Below are 18,899 nucleotides of genomic sequence, written 5' to 3'. Positions count from 1 at the left end.
CTGATTATACTAAATTCCTCCGGCAACTTGGCAACCAAACTATTTTTATCTGGTTTCATTACAGGGACATCCTCTCTAACTTTAGCCACTCCATTGATAGCATCTTTAATACGATTTTTAGCAATATTAAAATATTCTTTTTGTATTTCAGACCCTATAAATTTTCTATTTTCCAATATGGAAGCTACCCCTGAAGTTCCAGAGCCCATAAAAGGGTCAAATACTATTCCATTTGTTGGAGTTAACGCCTTAATTAGTCTTTGTGGTATTGCTATTGGAAACTGACAAGGATGCTCAGTCTTTTCAACATGATTAGCCTTGACATTAGGTATATCCCAAACATCAGATGGATTTTTGCCTAATGGATTTCCACTAAATTTTCCCTTATTTTTTCCTTTATAGTAACGTTTTCCTGGATATTTTTGTGGAATACGAATACAATCTAAATTAAAACTATACTCTTTTCCTTTCGTAAACCACAATATAGTCTCATGTCTCCCGCTAAAACGTCTTGAACTATTTAGACCGTGTCCAAATGTCCAAATTATTCTATTTCTTAAAACTAGCGGATGTTTGCATTTTTTACTATTTTCTACAAAGATTTGATAAATATAAAAATCTAATGGGATAAGCTCAAATTTAGTTACATGATACCCAATTTGCCAGCACAAACTACCACCGACTTTTAATACACGATAAATATCATTAAAAATTGTTATCTGCTGGTTTTTAAATGTTTCAATATCATCGTGAATATTTTCATAGGCCTTTCCCATACAGTATGGTGGAGAAGTAATAATTAAGTCACAAAATTCATTAGGTATTTTTTGCAACAGCTTTAAACAATCACCATTAAAAACCGTTACCTCATTGTTAATATTAAATTTCTCACTAATTTTAATTTTATTCATGTTTGTAAATACTAAAAAATAATTTACTCCCACTCTATCGTCGCAGGCGGTTTGCTCGAGATGTCGTAAACTACGCGGTTGATGCCGTCTACTTCGTTTATGATGCGGCGAGAGACATTTTCTAGCAGATCGTACGGCAAGCGCGAGAAGCTAGCCGTCATGCCGTCGCTAGCGTCCACTACGCGCACGCACACGGCGTTTTCATAGGTGCGGTTATCGCCCATGACTCCCACGGAGTGCACGTTTAGCAGCACGCAAAACGCCTGCCACGTTTTGTTGTACCAGCCGCTTGATTTTAGCTCGTCGCGCAGGATCACGTCGGCTTTGCGCAGTAGCTCGAGGCTCGGCGTATTTACCTCGCCCATTATGCGGATCGCAAGACCCGGGCCAGGGAATGGATGGCGGAAAACGACTTCGCGCGAAAGACCTAGTTCAAGCCCCAGTTGGCGCACTTCGTCTTTAAAAATTTCGCGCAGAGGCTCGATCAGTTCAAATTTCATATCCTTAGGCAGGCCGCCTACGTTGTGATGGCTTTTGATCGTTTTGCTTGAGCCTGCGACCGAGCTTTCGATGATGTCGGTATAGAGCGTGCCCTGGGCTAGAAATTTTACGTTTTTGTATTTTGCCGCTTCTTTGCTGAAAACCTCGATGAAGGTCGCGCCGATGATTTTGCGTTTTTGCTCGGGATCGACCACCCCTTTCAGCCTGCTTAAAAACAGCTCGCTAGCATCGACTACGTCTAAGCTCACGCCGAGTTTGAGCCTAAACATCTCCTCTACCGCCTTTCGCTCGCCGGTGCGGAGTAGTCCGTTATCGACGAAAACCGCTATCAGGCTCTGCGGCACCGCATGCGCCAAAAGCGCCGCTACGACCGAGCTATCCACGCCGCCGCTTACTGCGCAAAGCACTTTGGCGCTGCCTACGCGCTCTTTTATTTTGATCATCTGCTCTTTGGCGAAGCTACCCATATTCCAAGTGCTGGTTATTCCGCAGATCTCTTTGGCAAAATTTTTTAAAATTCTATCGCCGAACTCGCTGTGGCAGACCTCCGGGTGAAATTGCAGCGCGTAAATTTTACGTATTTCGTCGCCGAATACGCACCACTCACTCTCATCCGAGCTTGCCATCACCTCAAAGCCCTCCGGCAGGCTCTCGACCTTGTCCGAGTGGCTCATCCAGACAGTAGAGTTATCCTCCACGCCGCCAAATAGCCTGCTAGCGCGAAGCAGTTTCAAAGAAGCCTTGCCATACTCTTTTTTACCCGCAGGCACGACGCTGGCGCCAAATTTATGCGCGATGAGCTGCATGCCGTAGCAGATACCTAAAATTGGAATTCCAAGCTCAAAAATTCTATCGTCGCAAAAATACGCATCCTTGGCGTAAACGCTAGCGGGTCCGCCACTTAAAATAAGACCTTTAGGGTTTTTTGCTTTTATCTTATCGATCGGTGCGTCGTATGCGATCAGCTCGGTGTAAACGCCTTGTTCGCGCAAGCGCCTAGCGATCAGCTGGGTGTATTGGGAGCCGAAGTCCAGCACTAAAATGTCTGCCGTTTGCATGAAATTCCTTTGTAAAAATTTTTAAAAGTATAACAAAGCAAAGCTAAAAGTAGGCTATTTATCGCGTAAAATTCTAACGCCACCTTTCGTGTCGTTTGTTTTGTTGCCATCCGCGGCGGATGCCTTTGCATTCACGGTTTGCTCATCTGCGTCCGAGTAAAATGGCGGTGCTTTGTATCCGCAGCCGCTAAGCAAAACTAAGATAAAAAATGCTAAAATCCGTCTATGGAAAATGCAAGAGAAATAATCGCTCATATCAGAAAAAATCCTTTATATGCCAAGATGCGAGAAAGAGGCGAGTTTTTAGCGATTTTGCCGCTTAGTTGGCAAAGGCTGATCGCTTTCATCTACGTCAAAGATGGCATTTTGATGATAGCCGCGAAACACCCGGCTGGGCTTTGCGAACTAAAACGCGATAGTAATATAAATTTAATAAAAGACGTATTAAAGCGCTTCGTAGCCGCTAGAGAGACGGCGGAGCTTTGCGGCGTGCGAGAGATAAAATTTTTCGTAGCAGATAGAGTGATGAGCAGAAGAAGGGCGCAAATTTATAAAGCTCATTTGCGCCGAAGCAGCGAAATTTTATCTTCAGAGCGTGCAAAAGGGGAGTTTAAAAACAAAATCCAAGATCCGCAAATTTATAAAATTTTTGAAGAGATAAGAGGGCTGATCCTTGCTAATAGAGGAGATTAAGAGCCTACCTGCCGCACCCGGCGTGTATCAATACTTTGACACCGCGGGCAAGCTGCTATACGTCGGCAAGGCAAAAATTTTAAAAAATCGCGTCAAAAGCTACTTTTCTTTCACGCCCGCTCTCGCTCCGAGTCCGCGCCTAAGCGCGCGCATCGCCAAGATGATAAGCGAGGCGGCGCATTTAGAATACATCGTCACGCCCAGCGAGAGCGACGCGCTGATACTAGAAAATTCCTTCATCAAGCAGCTTAAGCCCAAGTACAACATCCTGTTGCGCGACGATAAGACCTATCCTTATATATATGTAAATTTAGACGACGACTTTCCGCGCTTTGAGATTACGCGAAAGATCGTAAAGGGCAGAAACATCAGATACTTCGGCCCCTATTTTCACGGCGCAAAGGAAATTTTACAGACGCTTTACATGCAGTTTCCGCTCGTGCAGAAGAAAAATTGCGTCAAGGGCAAAAAGGCCTGTTTGTTCCATCAGATCGGGCGCTGCGCCGCTCCGTGCGAGGATAAAATTTCAAAGCAGGATTATGCACGTATCGTACAGAGCGCGCTTGCGGCTCTAAAAAATCCGCAAAAGATGGTGCCGCAGCTTCAGGATTGGATGGCGCGGCTTGCGCAGAGCGAAAATTTCGAGGAAGCCGCGCAGATCCGCGATAAGATTGAAATTTTAAAGCAGATGAACGTAAAGGTCGAGGTCGATCTGGCAAAGCTCGATGATTTCGAGGTCTTTGCGATTGCCGCACGCGACGGGCTCGTCTGTGCCGTGCATTTTAGCATACGCGAGGGTAAAATTTCAGCCTCAAGCTCGCACATAATCAACTGCAAAGCCCCGAGCGCCGATGATATCGCAAACGCCTACAAGCAGATGATCTTAAGCGCCTTCCCGGCCGCGGCTCCCGTGGCGTGCGCTAAAATTTACGTTTACGACGAGTTTGACGATGCGGATCTGGTATGCGAAATTTTATCCAAGCGGCACGAAAGAGCCTTTAAAATTTACGCGCCGAAAATCGGCGAGAAGCGTAAAATTTGCGAGATTGCATATCAAAACTGCGAGATCAATATCAAAAAGCATCTAAAAACGCACGATTACGCATTTTTGCAGGAGCTGAAGGATTATTTTGATCTTACGAATTTGCCCGTAAATATCGAGGTTTTCGACAATTCGCATATGTTCGGCGCCGCGGCCGTGGGGGCTATGATAAGCTTTCAAGACGGCGAATTTAATAAGCAAAACTACCGCCACAAGCACCTTAGCTCAAACAACGACTACGATCAGATGCGCGAGTATCTAACTAGCCGCGCGCTTAAATTTGACGAGCTTGCAGCGCCCGATCTGTGGCTCATCGACGGCGGAACGGCTCTGTTAAGCTTAGCAGAGGAAATAATTTGCAGCGTCGGAGCAAACGTCGATATAATCGCTATCTCTAAAGAGAAAATTGACGCTAAAGCTCACCGCGCAAAGGGAGCTGCGAAAGATAAAATTTGCACTAAGGACAGGATCTTTTCGCTGCCGACGGACGATAAAAAGTTTCAGTTTTTTCAACGCCTGCGCGATGAGGCGCACCGCTTTGCGATCTCGTTTCACCAAAAGAGCAAACGCAAACTCGATCTGCAAAGCTCAAAACTGCTAAGCTTGGGCGTTAGCAAGGGAAGCCTGAAGAAGCTTTTGGACTTTTACGGCGATTTTGAGAGCATTTATGCGGCGAGCTTCGATGAGATCAGATCGCTTACGAATATCCAAACCGCCGAAAAAATTTTAAACAATCATTAACGAAAACCTAACGCAAAAAGCTATATTTAAAGATTTGTTTAGTAAAATCACCCATTAACTTTGCAGGACGGCTAAATCGTCTCCGCCTAGCGTGACGGAAGCGACTTCGTTTCTCCGGTTGAATAAAATTTAACGTCGCGTAAGCTGCGCTTTGAAGGATTTTGTATGAATTTAAATACTACAAGTGCTTTGAGACTTGTTAGCGGTATCCCGTTACTTTTGATTTTCGCGTTTGCATCATATTTCTTGTTTATCTCTTTGCAGGATTACGCCAGAGTGGGAATTTTGCAGCAGCAGATTGCTAAAAATAGCAATCTCGCAGCGTTAGTAGAGCAGGTAGATAAAGAGCGCGGTATCACTTCGGCGTTTTTGGGTAGCGAGGGAAACCCTGGTATGGGAACCCTTCTATCGGGTCAACGTAAAAAAACAGACGATGCGCTTGCAAAGTATAAAGAAAGCAAAAATACCAGTGAAAATGTCGTAAAAAAGACTATTTTTGATATTTTCGCTTACGGCACCGGTAACGACGAGCTTTTGGCTGCCGAGGCCGATATAGACGGTTTATTAGATAAACTTCCGCAGGTAAGAAGGGATGTCGATGCTCAAAGCAAAAGCTTCGGTGAGCTTTTCAGCTCATATTTTCAAAAATTCGACGATGATGTAAAAACAATCCAACGAGTGCTAAGAGAGGGTCTTGTAAGCTCAAATATCACCGTTTGGACGGTTTCGTTGCTTAATACTTATGAGGCGATGGATGCCACCGCATCGGAGCGCGACTATATTATCGAATACATCATCGGTAGCAAGGCTATGAATCAGGCACAGCTAAGGACTTGGGCTAGCTTCAACCTATCTAGTTCGCTTCCTAATTACTACTTCTTGCCGGAATCGGATGCTAGAGCTGCAATTTTAAAAATTCTAGACGGAGAGGAATTTCAAAACGCATTAAGAGAGACTGCTAAAATTTCAGCCACATTACAGCAAGAAGCGGACGAGGGACACTATAGCGTGCCTTTTCAAGAGTGGTTTGCCTCTACTACACTTAAATATAAAAAGTTAAGCGAAATTTCTGAAAAGATCAATGCTGAGCTTGCGACGCATGCCGATACTTACCTAGCGCAAAGGCTAAGAAACCTATTTATCGCTCTTGGCATATGGGTTTTAGCGGCTATTTTGGTCGTTTTTGCCTTGGGTATTACAAGACGTTTAAGACAGAACGTTACCGACCTCGGCAACGTGCTTAGCCGAATCGGCGATTTGACGAACCAGCACGAGCATATCGACGTTAGGACTAGTGAGGGTGTTAACAAGGCGTATTCGCTTATCGAGGATGCGCTTGATCTGATTGCGTATCAAAAGGGCGCTGCGGAGGATGCCAACAAGGCAAAATCGATCTTTTTAGCCAATATGTCTCACGAGATCAGGACGCCGCTTAACGGCATCATCGGCTTTACGGAGCTTCTTAAAAATACCGATTTGGATGAGGAGAAGCGCGATTACGTTGATACCATCGAAAAATCGTCCGAAAACCTTCTAACGATCATTAATAACATTTTGGATGTCTCCAAGATCGAAAGTAATAAGGTCGAGCTTGAGGATATCTTATTTAACCCTATTCAAGATTTCGAAAGCGCGGTTGAAATTTACGTTGCCAAGGCTGCCGAAAAGAATATCGACATCCTGCTCTACATCGATCCTACACTCGTACACCATCTATACGGAGACATCACGAAGATCAAAGAGGTTCTTATCAACCTCATGTCAAATGCTGTCAAATTTACGCCTGAGCATGGCACTATCGTAGTTGAAATTTTAAGGGAGCCTAGCAAAGCTCCAGGAGAGGCGATCGTAACGTTTAGCGTAGAAGATACCGGCATTGGAATTTCTGAAGATAAGCTCGCAAATGTATTTAACGCCTTCTCTCAGGCCGACTCTACGATCACACGTAAATATGGTGGAACGGGTCTTGGACTTACGATTTCGTCGAAATACGTAGCGATGATGGGCGGCAAGCTTCAGGTCAAATCTACCGTAGGAAAGGGTACTAGATTTTACTTCACCCTTGCTTTTAAAGAGACTCAAAAGACTGATGCAGACGCAGTATTTGAAAGCATCAAAGGATTAAATTTCGCGCTTTTAGCTGATAGCGCCGATACGATGTATAATGATATCGTTAAAAACTATATCAGCAAGCTAGGCGGTAAAATTTCGATATTTAATACGAACGCGCAGTTCCGCTCAGCGCAAAATAATAACAAATATGACGCGCTTATCACTAGATTTAAGAATTACGGCGAGGTTAGCGATATATTGAGTATGCCTACGATCTTAACTCTTAAGCCAAAAGAGCTTCAAAGTATTAGTATTTCAAATTCTAAAATTTTTACCCTCACAGAGCCTTTTAACTTAACTAAATTCGTTAAGACGCTAGATAAAATTTCAAAATCCGGAATTGCTCTAAGTAGATCGGATTTTGCTCCACAGACGCATGAGATTAAGCTGGATGCCGAGGTAGAAAAGCCTATTGTCTCTGATGAAATGATTATGGAAGAGCCGGTAGTAAAAGAAAGACCTATCATCAATAAGCTCGATGAATTACGACATGCTACTACTTCGTCGGCAGACGAGCTACGCGCTATCTTGCAAAGCAGAAGGCGTACACACGATGCCGAGGCTCATTCTGCGCATAAAGAGGAGGCTGTTAGTAAGCCTAGTATTGCTCAAGAACTCAAAAAAGAAGCTCCTAAAGCAGAAGAGCCGCTCATTAAGCCTATAGATATCGAGCCTATGAGTGATATTAAGATTGAAAAGACAGAGCCTGAATCGCCAAAGATCGATATTGATATTCCTGAAATAGTAATTCCACACGCAGAAAAGCCAAAAGTAGAGCCTTCAAGCACAAAGGATGCCCAAACCGATATCGATGAGCCTATATCTTTGGAAATTCCTGATGATTTTGTGGGGCTCAAAACACATGCGGCGCAGACCCAGGCTCCTAAAGCCGAAACTCCTAGCATCGATCTTTCCGATATCGAAATAGAGCTTCCTAAGATCAAAAAAGAGGAAGAAGTAAAGACTGAGCCTGCGAAAGTAGAAATTCCAAAGGCTAAGGTTGAGACGCCTAAGGCTGAGATTGAAATTCCTGATATAGATATCGATCTTTCGGATATCAAACCGAGCGCTAAGGTGCAAGAGCCTGCCAAAAAGGTTGAAATTCCAAGCGTAGAAGAAGAAATTCCGGTAGCCGTTAAAACCGAGCCTGAAATTCCTATCGCTAAAGCTTCGAAGCCTGATACTTCAAGTGTTTCTGCTCATGAAAATGAAATTTCAAATGTTAAACTTTCAGAACCTGAAAGTACAGCTGAAAAGATAATTGAGCCAGAACCTATCGCTGTTGAGCCAGAGCCGATAACAATTGAGCCTGAACTAAAACCTATCAAGCCAAAACTTGAAGAGGTTAAACAGGAGCCTTCAAATATCGAGTTTGAATCGATAACGCCAGTAGTAGAACCAGCGGCTCAAAATATTCCTGCCGAAGAGCCGAATATTGAGCCAGAGCTTGTAGATATTCCGAAGGTGGAGCCTGCTACTCAAAACGACCATGTCGAAGAGCCTGAGATCGAGCCTGTTAGCGTAAAAGTCGAACCGGTAGTTATCCCGCAGCCTGAGGAAGAGGAGATGGTCGAGGTGCCCGTTACCGTATACGAAGACGAGCAACAGGAAGAAACCATTATGGTCGAAGAGGATGTCGAAGTCGAAGAAGAGGTTGAAGTGCCGGTAGAGCGAAATCCTGCCGATGAAAATGTACCTTTGGTCAATAGAAAATATAACGCCAAAATCCTTATTGCGGAGGATAATGAGATCAATCAAAAGCTTATGAAGCATACGTTAAATAGCTTTAATATGAATTTGACGATAGTCGAAAACGGACTTTTGGCGCTGGAAGCCAGAAAAGCCAATAACGACTATGATCTCATATTTATGGATATTTCGATGCCTGTTATGGACGGTATCGAATCTACAAAACAGATCAAACAATACGAGCACGAGAATAATCTCCGCCACATCCCGATCGTGGCTGTTACTGCCAATGCACTAAAGGGCGATAGAGAGAAATTTATGGCAGCAGGGCTTGACGAATACTGCACCAAGCCGATCAAAAAGGATATCTTAGCCCAAATGCTAGATAATTTTATCGGTGATAAACGATCTGATGCAGCGCCTGCCGGTGGAACTACAAAGAAGCTGGTTAAAAAGCTTGTAAAACGTCAGGTACCTAAGACGGTCATTAAAACTGTCAAAGTGCCAAAGACGATAATGAAGCTGGTTCCTAAAAAAAGCATAGTTTCCGATGACGCAGTGAGAGCTAAGGGTGCGCGCGTGCCGACAAAAGATATACTTATATGTAAGGCAAACATTATGGAAAGTAAAATTTTTGCCAGCATATTAAAACACCAGTATAAAGACGTAGAAATTGCGGGCAATTTCGACCAGCTTATTTCTATGGCGGCTACGGGCAGCTATAAGCTTGTTTTGATTGATAAAAAGCTAGCAGGACTAGACTTAGCGGCGTTAGAGAGCTTACGCCGAAAAGCATCTGCGACCAAGTTAGTTATGTTTTCTAACGACAACGATGAAAATCCACTATTTAGCGAAGTCGCTAGTTACAATATCACCAAGTCGGGTCTTGAGAAACTCGCACAAAAATATATATAAGGATGAGGTCTTAAATGAGAGATTTGAAAGTTTTAACGGTTGATGACGACGCTATAAATTTAAAGCTACTTGAAGTTATGCTAAAAAAATACGGCAAATTCCAAACCATACTCCAAGCCAAAAACGGCTTGGACGCCCTTGCCGTACTCGAAGTTCAGCCCGTTGATTTGATTTTATTAGACATCGTAATGCCTGTGATGAATGGGCTGGAATTTTTAGATAATCTTCACGCTAGAGAAAGTATAGCTCATATCCCCGTCATTGTCCTTACGACGGACGAGACCGCTAAACGAGAGGCTTTAAATAAGGGTGCTTATGACTTTATGACAAAGCCTATCAACGACAAAGATCTTCACAAAAAACTAGACGACGTTATGAATATTATCGGCGATTAAATTGCCGATTTCTGTCCTCGTAGCTCAGTAGGATAGAGCGCAAAATTCCTAATTTTGAGGCCACAGGTTCGAATCCTGTCGGGGACACCATCTATCAAATTTCCCCCTATTTTTAGTTTTTTGATTTTTTTAAATGCCCTGTTTACGGCTTTTGTAAATTTTTTCAAAAAAATTTCAAATACTAAAAACGCTAGATTATACAGGTAGTTTAAGAGAAACTACTATATATTAAAAATGTATATTAGCTCTAAACTCTTTGAAAACTTTTATAATCTCTCCTATGAAAATATATGAAATTTTAAAGGATAAGCGGTTATGAAGGTTTTTTCTAAAATTAAAGACGATCCGGTTTTTAAAACAGATCCCCGATAAAGTTATCTAGTTACATTATCCACTTTTTTGTGCTTTGCTTTTAAAATTTTCGTAATGCATATCTGCTCCTTTATGATAAATTTAAAGATTACCGGTCTATTATAACGGGGGAATAAAAAAATAGCAGGGAGTTTCATTGCTTTATTTGAAGTCTCGTTGTTCTCACGAGGCTCTATTATTTTTTCAGAAGCCTCATCGTTTCTTAGAGAAAAAGACTTGGTGATAGAGAATAGTAGAATTTAATATTGCGGATGTTTTGGGGTATGAGAGGTAGGGGATTATGAGGGGATAAGCGTTCATTTTTCGGATTGCGTTTCGCATGGAGGATTTTTACAAAACGATCGAGATTCTGGGCATAATAAAATTTAAAATCTCAATTAGACTAAAATCCAAGAAACCTTGCCAGAAAATTTAAAAAATTAATGTATTATTACCAATTTTAATTGATAGCCCCTAGCGGAAGATTAAGGCTTATAAAAAGCGAATATAGTCAATAGACACTTTTGTCATGCTCAAGCTATAAGGTTTTCTTTTGTGGCAATATTCCGATCGTAAAAAATAGGTGCAATTGATGTTTGATCAAAAACCATTATTCTATCTCGACGATAGTAAATTTAAAGGAGCCACTTTGCAACCCCGCGGCGTCAAGCTTAAGCTTATTCTAGCTTCTATCTTTATAGGTTTAAGCTTAGCTCCTAAAGCGATTATGGCTACCCCTGCCGATATTTCTGGCGCCATAAATTCCGAAGAGCAAAGAATAAGATCAATTAGACAAGGCGTAGAGGATCCCTTTATAACGATACGCAGCGAGCAATCTTCCGCTTCAAGCGCAACCGCAGAGCCCAAGAAAGCAGGAATTTGCTTTAAAATTTATGAGATCAAACTGATTAACGCAGAAGTGCAAGATGAGCAGAAAAGTAGCATGGATTCTAAATTTAACAAAGCTGATTACAAATCTAAAAACGAAGATGATCTAAAAACTCCAGCCGTCAACCCTAAAGGTGGTGCCGGCTCGGGTGCTCTTACCTTTAAGCCGAATGATGAAAACTTGGGGCGCGCGAAAGTAAAAACTCCCGCTAAGTCCATTGGTCCTACCTCGAATTCCGATCATTCAGTTCCGCTGAGGTTTGAAAGAATTTTAAACTCAACCCTAAAAGAGCTTAAATTTAAAAGCGGCGACTGTTTGGGAAGCGATGAAATTTTAGCTCTGGCAAGAGCGTATAACAATAAAATCATATCCGCAGGCTTTATTACTACCTCCGTTTCCATCCCCCAGCAAAACATCTCCTCGGGCACCCTTCTTTTAGCTCTGTATCCCGGACGTATAGGCGAAATCTCACTTGAGCCCGGCTCTGAAGCCAAGAACAGAAGAAGCATCTTTACCGCATTCGGCGGCGATAAGAGGGGAGAGATTTTAAACTTAAGAGATCTGGAGCAGGCTATGGAAAATTTCAATGCCGCTTCAAGAAGCGAGGCGGAGATAAGCTTAAGCCCTTCCGCAAAGCAGGGCTACTCCGATATCAATATTTCTAAACAGCAAAGCTTGCCTCTGCTGCTTAGACTAAGCGCGGATAATCTGGGCTCCAAATCTAGCGGCAAATACCAAAGTACGGTTATGCTTTACGGCTTAAATTTGCTTGGATTAAACGAGAGCGTATTTGCTTCTTACGGTAGGAATTTTTTAAGAGGAGATAAAAAATCTTTAGGAGATGATAGCAAAAGCGGAAGATCGGCTAACTATTATGCGGGCTTTAGTATACCTTTTGGATACTTTTCTCTATCCTTTTGGCAGAACAGATACACCTACGATCAAATAGTGCCCGGAACTTATGAGCTTTATACCTATAGCGGAAGCAGCGTTAGAAGAAATTTGGATCTTAACTACGTATATTTTAGAAATCAAAACTCCAAAAATTCTCTGTTTTTTAGAATTTGGCAAAAAAGGTATAAAAACTATATACAAGATTATGAGCTTAGCAACCAAAGAAAGCGTGAAGGTGGCTATGAGGCGGGGCTAAAATCCAAGGTATTCTTTGATAACTCTTCGGTAGAGATGATGCTTTCGTACTTAAAATCCACGGGAGCGTTTAACGCTCTAATGGCGCCCGATGAAGACTTCGGCGGCGGAAGCTCAAGGTATCATTTGATAAACGCTGCGTTAAATTTTAAAACCAGATCCTCCGCTATCCCTTTAAGCTACGAGTTGGAACTTTACGCAAGAAGAGCCAGCACCCATCTTAGCCCTATAGATAGGCTAAATATCGGCGGATACTATAGCGTTAGAGGATTTGACGGGCAGATGAGCCTGCTTGGAGATAGCGGCTTTTATATAAGAAATACCTTGGAATATAAGTATTTTAAAAATAACGGCGTTTACCTAGCCTTTGATGTCGGCAAGCTTAGCTCTAAGGGAAAAGATTATCCAGCAGAGGGCGAAATGCTTAGCGGAGGAGGCGTAGGCCTTAGAGGAAATATTTCAGGCTCTTTTGGCTATGATCTTTTGGCGGCATTTCCTATCAGCAAACCGGAAAATTTTAAAACGGATAGTCCCGCTTTAAATTTCTCTTTAAGCTACGACTTTTAAATTTATCGTTTAAAAATTTAGTGAAATTTTATCGGCGCTTCTTGCGGCGTTTAATATAAACGAATACGATATAACACTTTAAATTTAGCTAACTATTTTTAGCACAGATATACTATACCAAGAGCCGAGAAATAGCAGTCCTGCGCCTAAATCGAGTCCTAAAACAAATTCAAACAAATTTTAAATAAAATATTTGAAATTTACTATTTTTTTAAGAAAGTATTCAAGAAATTTAAGATATAAAACCATCGCAATCGGAGGTTATAAGTATGCAAATTTTATGTTTAAATTCTATCTTTAATGGCTCGGAGCGACTTGGCGCTTCTACTGATACAAAAGGATATTTCGGCGTCTTTACCCAAGTAAGCAAGCGCCTTGCCGCTCTTTTGCTTCTTAGCTTGTTAGCTCCCTGTTTTTCATATTGCGAGATTATCCCCGATAGCTCCGCTCTCGTAAATCATAGAGCCTCGGTATCTCAAACTCCGAATGCTCCCGCTACTCAGATAGATATAGCCTCTCCTAACGATAGAGGGGTTTCTATCAACGAATACTCTAAATTTAATACCCCTAAAGAGGGTACGGTATTTAATAACTCTCAAGGCGGAGCCATAAGTAAAACGGCGGGCTACATACCACCAAATCCGAGACTCAATCGCGGCGAAGCCAAGCTTATAATCAATCAGGTAAACTCGCCTCTTCCTTCAAATTTACAGGGTAATATTGAGATAGCGGGCAGAAAAGCCGATCTTATCATCGCTAATCCTAGCGGCATCAACGTAAACGGCGCTACCATAATAAATTCCTCCTCCACTACGTTAAGCACCGCCACGCCCACCTATGAAAACGGACATCTTAAATCCCTAAATATAAGTAAAGACGGTTCTATAAATATAGGAGCGAATGGCCTAAACGATAACGGAGATTATCTAAACGTAATATCTAATAGCCTAAAGCTGGAGGGTAAAATTTACGCAAACGAGATAAACGTAGTAGCGACGGATGGTAAGGTATCTTTAAAAAATACAAACTCCGGATTGAGGCAGGATAATCTAAAAATCGAGCAAGGAGGGGGATCGCATCCTAGGGGTGTATCCATAGACTCCTCGGCTTTAGGGGGAATGTACGCGGGTAAGATAAATATAATATCTACTAAAGATGGAGCGGGCATCAATAATAAAGGGGCTATCTTGGCGGACAGCTCTTTAAAGATAGACGCTAACGGAGATCTGATAAATGAAGGAAAGCTGGGTTCCAACGGACAGACCCAAATCAGCTCAAAGACCATCTCCAACCAAAAGGGCTCTAAAATTTCAGCCTCCAATCTGGGTATAAAAGCCTCCTCGGTAGAAAACAGAGGAAATATACAGGCTAATACTCTAAAGCTAAAAGCGGATAGGCTAGATAATATAAAAGGCACCATAAGCTCAAATTCTGCCTTAAAGATAGAGGCTAGAAGCCTAAGCAACAAAGATAGAGCCGTAATAGGAGCAGCTAAGAGCGAAAGGCTAAATGAGCTGGGCTTGGACGAAGCCAAAGACCCTTCCAAAGCGGGAGTTATTCCTCCCTCCAAAAACGAGCTTAGCGTAATAAGCGCGGAGCACATATCAAATATAGGCGGAGCGATACTTTCAAACGAAAGCTATTTGGATATAAAAGATAGCCTTTTAAACGATAACAGCTTGATGGTATTAAGGGCGCTGGATTCTGAAATTCCAAATTTTTATAACCTCGCGGATTCTACCTTTATAGTGCAAGAGGGCTTAAGCTTGCGCGGCAACAATCTACGCAACGAAAGCTCAAAGATCATCTCCCTAGGAGGCGTTCTTTTAGGCTACGACAGCATAGATAATTCCAAGGGCTCTATCTTAAGCGGAGGAAATTTAATCATAAACAAAGGCGCTCTTAATAACGAAGAGGGACTTATAAGCTCCAAAGGGGATCTTGCCTTAAGCTTAGATAGTCTTAGCGCTTTAGGTAAGCTAAACTCGGACGGCAGTTTATATCTGGGGCTAAAGGAGGATTTGAGCTATAACGGAGGGATCTACGCAAGCGGCGATATATACTTGAACTTACAGGGAAGCTTCATCGCCTTGCAAAGGCTGATCTCCAATAAAGATCTGATTATAAACGCAAAGGGTATCAAAAACGAAAGCATCATAGCGGCGCTTGGAAATTTGGCTTTAAAAGCAAAGGAGCAAATTTTAAATTTAGGCTCTTTAATCGCAGGGGACGAGCTGATAACAAACTCTGAAAGCCTAATCAACAAAAAAGCTCTCATCTATGCGCAAAACGGTATGGCTGTAAACGCTAAAAATATCTTTAATCAAGACGCGTCCAATATACTTAGCGGAGGGGATATAGTTATAAATACGAGCTTTCTTAGCAATGAAGCGCTATCCAACATCATCTCTCAAAGAAATTTAAATATTTTTAATGAAAGAGGCGGGGAGGGCAAGGCTGACGAGATAGCTAACGCCTCCTCTTTGATATATGCAAGGGGCACTCTTAATATCGGCGCTAAAAAGCTAAACAACCGCTCGGTTAGCGAGCCCGTAAAGAGGGTTCAAAGCACCGGTTATAATATAGATTTTACCTGCAATGGGGATGGTTGGGGTTGCAGCGGCGTAGCTATCCCTTTAAAGGTCAATGCGGCCGAGATAAAAGAGCGCATCCTTAAGCAAGATCCTAATATTAGCCAGGACGAGTTAAACGCTAAGATCATGGAGGAGCTTAGCGAGCAGGATATGAATCTATACGTATTAAGCTTATATAAAAACACCAGGCTTCCGGGGGAGGATACTAGGCTATATGACGCTATAACGTTAAGCTTAAAAGATAATCTCTTCGGCATAAGAAGAAGCAAGCCTCATAAGAAGGAGAGATTAAGGCAGATAAGCTACAGCATCAATAAAGAGTATATAACTGAAGATAGCCTAAGTAAATTTATGGGCTCAAACATAATCTCCGCAGAGGATAGCAACCTTAACATAGATGAGCTAAATAACGATAAGAGCGTAATTTATGCCTATAACGATCTATCTTTAAATGTAAAGAGTCTAAACAACCGCTCTTTAAGTCTAAATCATAGCATGATAAGTCAGGCGGAATATAGATGGAGAGGCAAAAAGCGCAAAATGCACGGCGGCTATAGCGACCAAAAGAATATCTACTACTCCCAGCCTGCTATTATCTCCATAATAGGAGCTAAAAAAGATATAAAAGGCTACGCGGGCGATATTTCAAATTTAAACTCGGACGGGCAGATAAACTCTGGTAACGCTCCTACTCTTATAAAGGAAGCTTTTTCTAAAATAGATTACTCCCTAATAGGCAAGGGACTTAATAATCCTAACGCTTTAAATCTCAATAAAAACGATCTTGCGCCTAGCCTTAATAACGAAGCGGATATGCAAGATATCATTAGGCCCAGCTATATAAACAATCTCTTTTCGCCTATAAGCAGTAAATTTTATAATACCTTCTACGTTTATAGCGAGCTGATACCGGATTTTTCATATATGCACAATAAGCTAAGCTTGCTTTATGATAAAAAAAGGACCTCCTTGAACTCTTCGGAGGAAGATGACGGCACTCTACTTAGCTCCGCACCTTCTTTGATATACGCAGGAGGCAGCATAGATCTAAGCGTAAACGGCGATCTTAGAAACGAAGGGATAATCTATGCGGGCTCTAATATGAGCCTCAAAGCGGGCAGCGTATCAAATTTAAACTCCGCCTCCATCATCGCCGCGAACGCCCTAAGCATATCGGCCAAAAATGATATAATAAACGCTTCCTCTTTGATACAAGGACGCAGCGTAAGCTTAAACGCCGGCAGAGATATAGTACATAAAACTCTAAGTAAAGAGATAAACCTAAATAGAGCCTACGGCGATCAAAGCAGCACCTATATAGGCACTATCTCAAATATAAAATCTACCGAGGGCGGCGTAGCATTAAATGCGGCTCGCGATATAACCGTAACCGGAGCAAGCATAGACTCTGCTTCAAATTTGATCCTAAACGCCGCAAAGGACGTAAATATAAATAGCGCGGAGGAGAAGCTAAGCTATAACTTTAAAAGCAAAGGGGGATATTATAAAGAGGATATCGTTAAGAATACAAGCTCCAAGCTTAACGCCAAAGATAATATCCTAATTAAAGCAGGCGGTATAGCCATAAGCGGAGCGGATATTAATGCGCGCAGCGGTGATGCTTTGCTGCAAGCTAAGAACTCCATAAATCTAAGTGGGGATATCGATAGCAACTACTACGAGAGCGAATTTAAAGAGAAGGGCTTTGCGTCTAAAAAAAGCACTACTACTAAAGCTTTAAATCAAAGCGTAGTGCCTACTAGCATAAGGGCTAAAAATATAATGCTTAGCTCGCAAGAAGCTGATATCAATATAGCAGGCTCTGCATTAAAAGCCAAAGAAGCCATAGATATGCAGGCGGGAAACAATATAAATATATCGCCTCTAAGCTATAACTCCTTAAACTATAAAAATAGCTCCAAATCCTCTTTGGGCGGATTGAAAGCTAGTATGGATATGCACTCGCTTTATAAGCAAAATTTACAAAGCTCCTCCCTATCTAGCGAAACAGCAGATATAAACTTAAGAGCAAAGAACGATCTAAGCTTAATATCTGCGGATATTTCAAGCGGACGCAATCTAAACTTAGGCGCGGGAAATTCCATAAATATCCTAGCGGCCAAGGAGTATAAAGAGGAGCTAAGCGCCCATAAAAGAACAAGATTCAACCCTATATCGGTTCTAACATATTCCGGTTTGGTAGCAGCATCTATCATAGCTCCGGAAAATGCTATAGCTGCTATAGGAGTAGAAAAGATAGGCGGCAAGACCTTTACTGAGATATATAGATCGGATTATAATAGCAAGCAGGTAAAAGAAGGTATATCTAAACTATCCGATATCAAAGCTGCGGGCGATATAAGCTTAAACTCTCCTACAGCTTTTATAACTTCAAATATGAAAGCGGGCGGAGATATAAATATAGACGCTAAAAACCTAACGATATCCGCTGCCGCTAACGAATATAGCGAACAAAGCTCGCAAAAAAGCACCTCCGTATCTATTACTAAAGCGAAAGACTCGCTAAATCAGATGAAGCCTAAATCCTTGGATGAGTTTAAAAAAGATACTAGCCTTAAAGCCAAAATAGCGTCCGCCTCATACGATAAATCCAATATGAACCTATACGGCACCAAGGCCGTCTCTTCTAATATGGAAGCTAAAAATATAACGCTGAGTGGAGATAATAGCCTAAGCGTTATAGGTTCAAACTTAAAGGCCGAAGAGGATCTTAACTTAATATCTAAAGATGGGAATATAAATATAATAAATTCCACCGATACCGCAAGCTCCTCATCTAACTCTAAGCATCTGGAATCTTCCCTCTCCCTCACCGTTCAAAACGAATACGCCCAGATAGCTCCTGCGGCTATTGCCTTGCAAGAAGCGATAAAACAGCTAAATCAGACCAAAAAGCAATATAAGGAGTATAAGGATCAGAAAAATGCTCTGCAGGACAAGCTCGTCGAGTTAAAGAACCGCTATAAGGCTAAAGAGGCAGGCATAGACTACTCCGATATCGAAGACCTACAAAACATTATAGAGGATGTAAAGGACGAGGAGAAATACTATCTATCAAATATCGCTCTAGCTACGGCTAACGTAGCCTCTAAAACCGCCGTCCTCATCTCCCAAGGATCTGCTGCATCCTCTAGCTGGGTTACCTGGGGCTTTAGCGTCGGAGCCTCCGCAGAGCTTAGCGGAACCACTTCCAAAGATAGCTCTAAATCAAGTAACTCCGTAGCCTCTAATCTTAGCGGCAAGAATATTAAAATTTTAACTGATAGCAATA

General features: G+C 42.1%; 9 protein-coding genes and 1 tRNA gene. 7 read left to right on the top strand and 3 right to left on the bottom strand.

All coding sequences use genetic code 11. From position 1 onward, the window contains the following. The 3 genes from Q0140_RS00265 to Q0140_RS00255 form a co-directional block, all read right to left on the bottom strand. A partial coding sequence (locus Q0140_RS00265; protein WP_297960361.1) for a site-specific DNA-methyltransferase occupies nucleotides 1-944 on the bottom strand: 944 nt, incomplete at its 3' end. Continuing rightward, nucleotides 935-2,470, bottom strand: a complete 1,536-nt coding sequence (gene guaA, locus Q0140_RS00260) for a glutamine-hydrolyzing GMP synthase (RefSeq protein ID WP_297960358.1) — start codon at nucleotides 2,468-2,470, stop codon at nucleotides 935-937. The genes Q0140_RS00265 and guaA, both read right to left, overlap by 10 nt. 54 nt (nucleotides 2,471-2,524) lie before the next feature. Continuing rightward, nucleotides 2,525-2,725, bottom strand: coding sequence for a hypothetical protein (locus tag Q0140_RS00255; protein ID WP_297883091.1), 201 nt, complete (start codon nucleotides 2,723-2,725; stop codon nucleotides 2,525-2,527). Nucleotides 2,726-2,752: 27 nt separating this feature from the next. On the opposite strand from Q0140_RS00255, the gene Q0140_RS00250 reads away from it, so the two are divergent. The 7 genes from Q0140_RS00250 to Q0140_RS00220 form a co-directional block, all read left to right on the top strand. Beyond that, complete coding sequence (locus tag Q0140_RS00250; RefSeq protein ID WP_297926708.1) at nucleotides 2,753-3,163, top strand: hypothetical protein; 411 nt, start codon at nucleotides 2,753-2,755, stop codon at nucleotides 3,161-3,163. After that, nucleotides 3,144-4,946 carry an excinuclease ABC subunit UvrC gene (uvrC, locus tag Q0140_RS00245; protein ID WP_297960355.1) on the top strand — a complete coding sequence of 601 codons (1,803 nt, stop codon included), beginning with the start codon at nucleotides 3,144-3,146 and terminating at the stop codon, nucleotides 4,944-4,946. The genes Q0140_RS00250 and uvrC overlap by 20 nt, the downstream gene beginning before the upstream one ends. Nucleotides 4,947-5,111: 165 nt before the next feature. After that, nucleotides 5,112-9,662 carry an ATP-binding protein gene (locus tag Q0140_RS00240; protein ID WP_297960352.1) on the top strand — a complete coding sequence of 1,517 codons (4,551 nt, stop codon included), beginning with the start codon at nucleotides 5,112-5,114 and terminating at the stop codon, nucleotides 9,660-9,662. A 14-nt stretch (nucleotides 9,663-9,676) separates the two neighbouring features. Next, the gene (locus tag Q0140_RS00235; RefSeq protein ID WP_005869488.1) at nucleotides 9,677-10,057 is read left to right on the top strand and encodes a response regulator; all 381 of its coding nucleotides are present in this window, start codon (nucleotides 9,677-9,679) and stop codon (nucleotides 10,055-10,057) included. A 13-nt stretch (nucleotides 10,058-10,070) separates the two neighbouring features. Further along, nucleotides 10,071-10,147 (top strand) — tRNA-Arg (locus Q0140_RS00230). Nucleotides 10,148-11,000: 853 nt separating this feature from the next. Next, nucleotides 11,001-13,013, top strand: coding sequence for a ShlB/FhaC/HecB family hemolysin secretion/activation protein (locus tag Q0140_RS00225; protein ID WP_297960349.1), 2,013 nt, complete (start codon nucleotides 11,001-11,003; stop codon nucleotides 13,011-13,013). Nucleotides 13,014-13,282: 269 nt separating this feature from the next. After that, the coding region (locus Q0140_RS00220) for a filamentous hemagglutinin N-terminal domain-containing protein (protein WP_297960346.1) at nucleotides 13,283-18,899 on the top strand (5,617 nt) is incomplete at its 3' end.

The organism is uncultured Campylobacter sp., assembly GCF_938045405.1.
Classification (GTDB): domain Bacteria; phylum Campylobacterota; class Campylobacteria; order Campylobacterales; family Campylobacteraceae; genus Campylobacter_B.
Note: the sequence above shows the minus strand (reverse complement) of the source record. Positions and strands in the feature narration are given on the sequence as shown.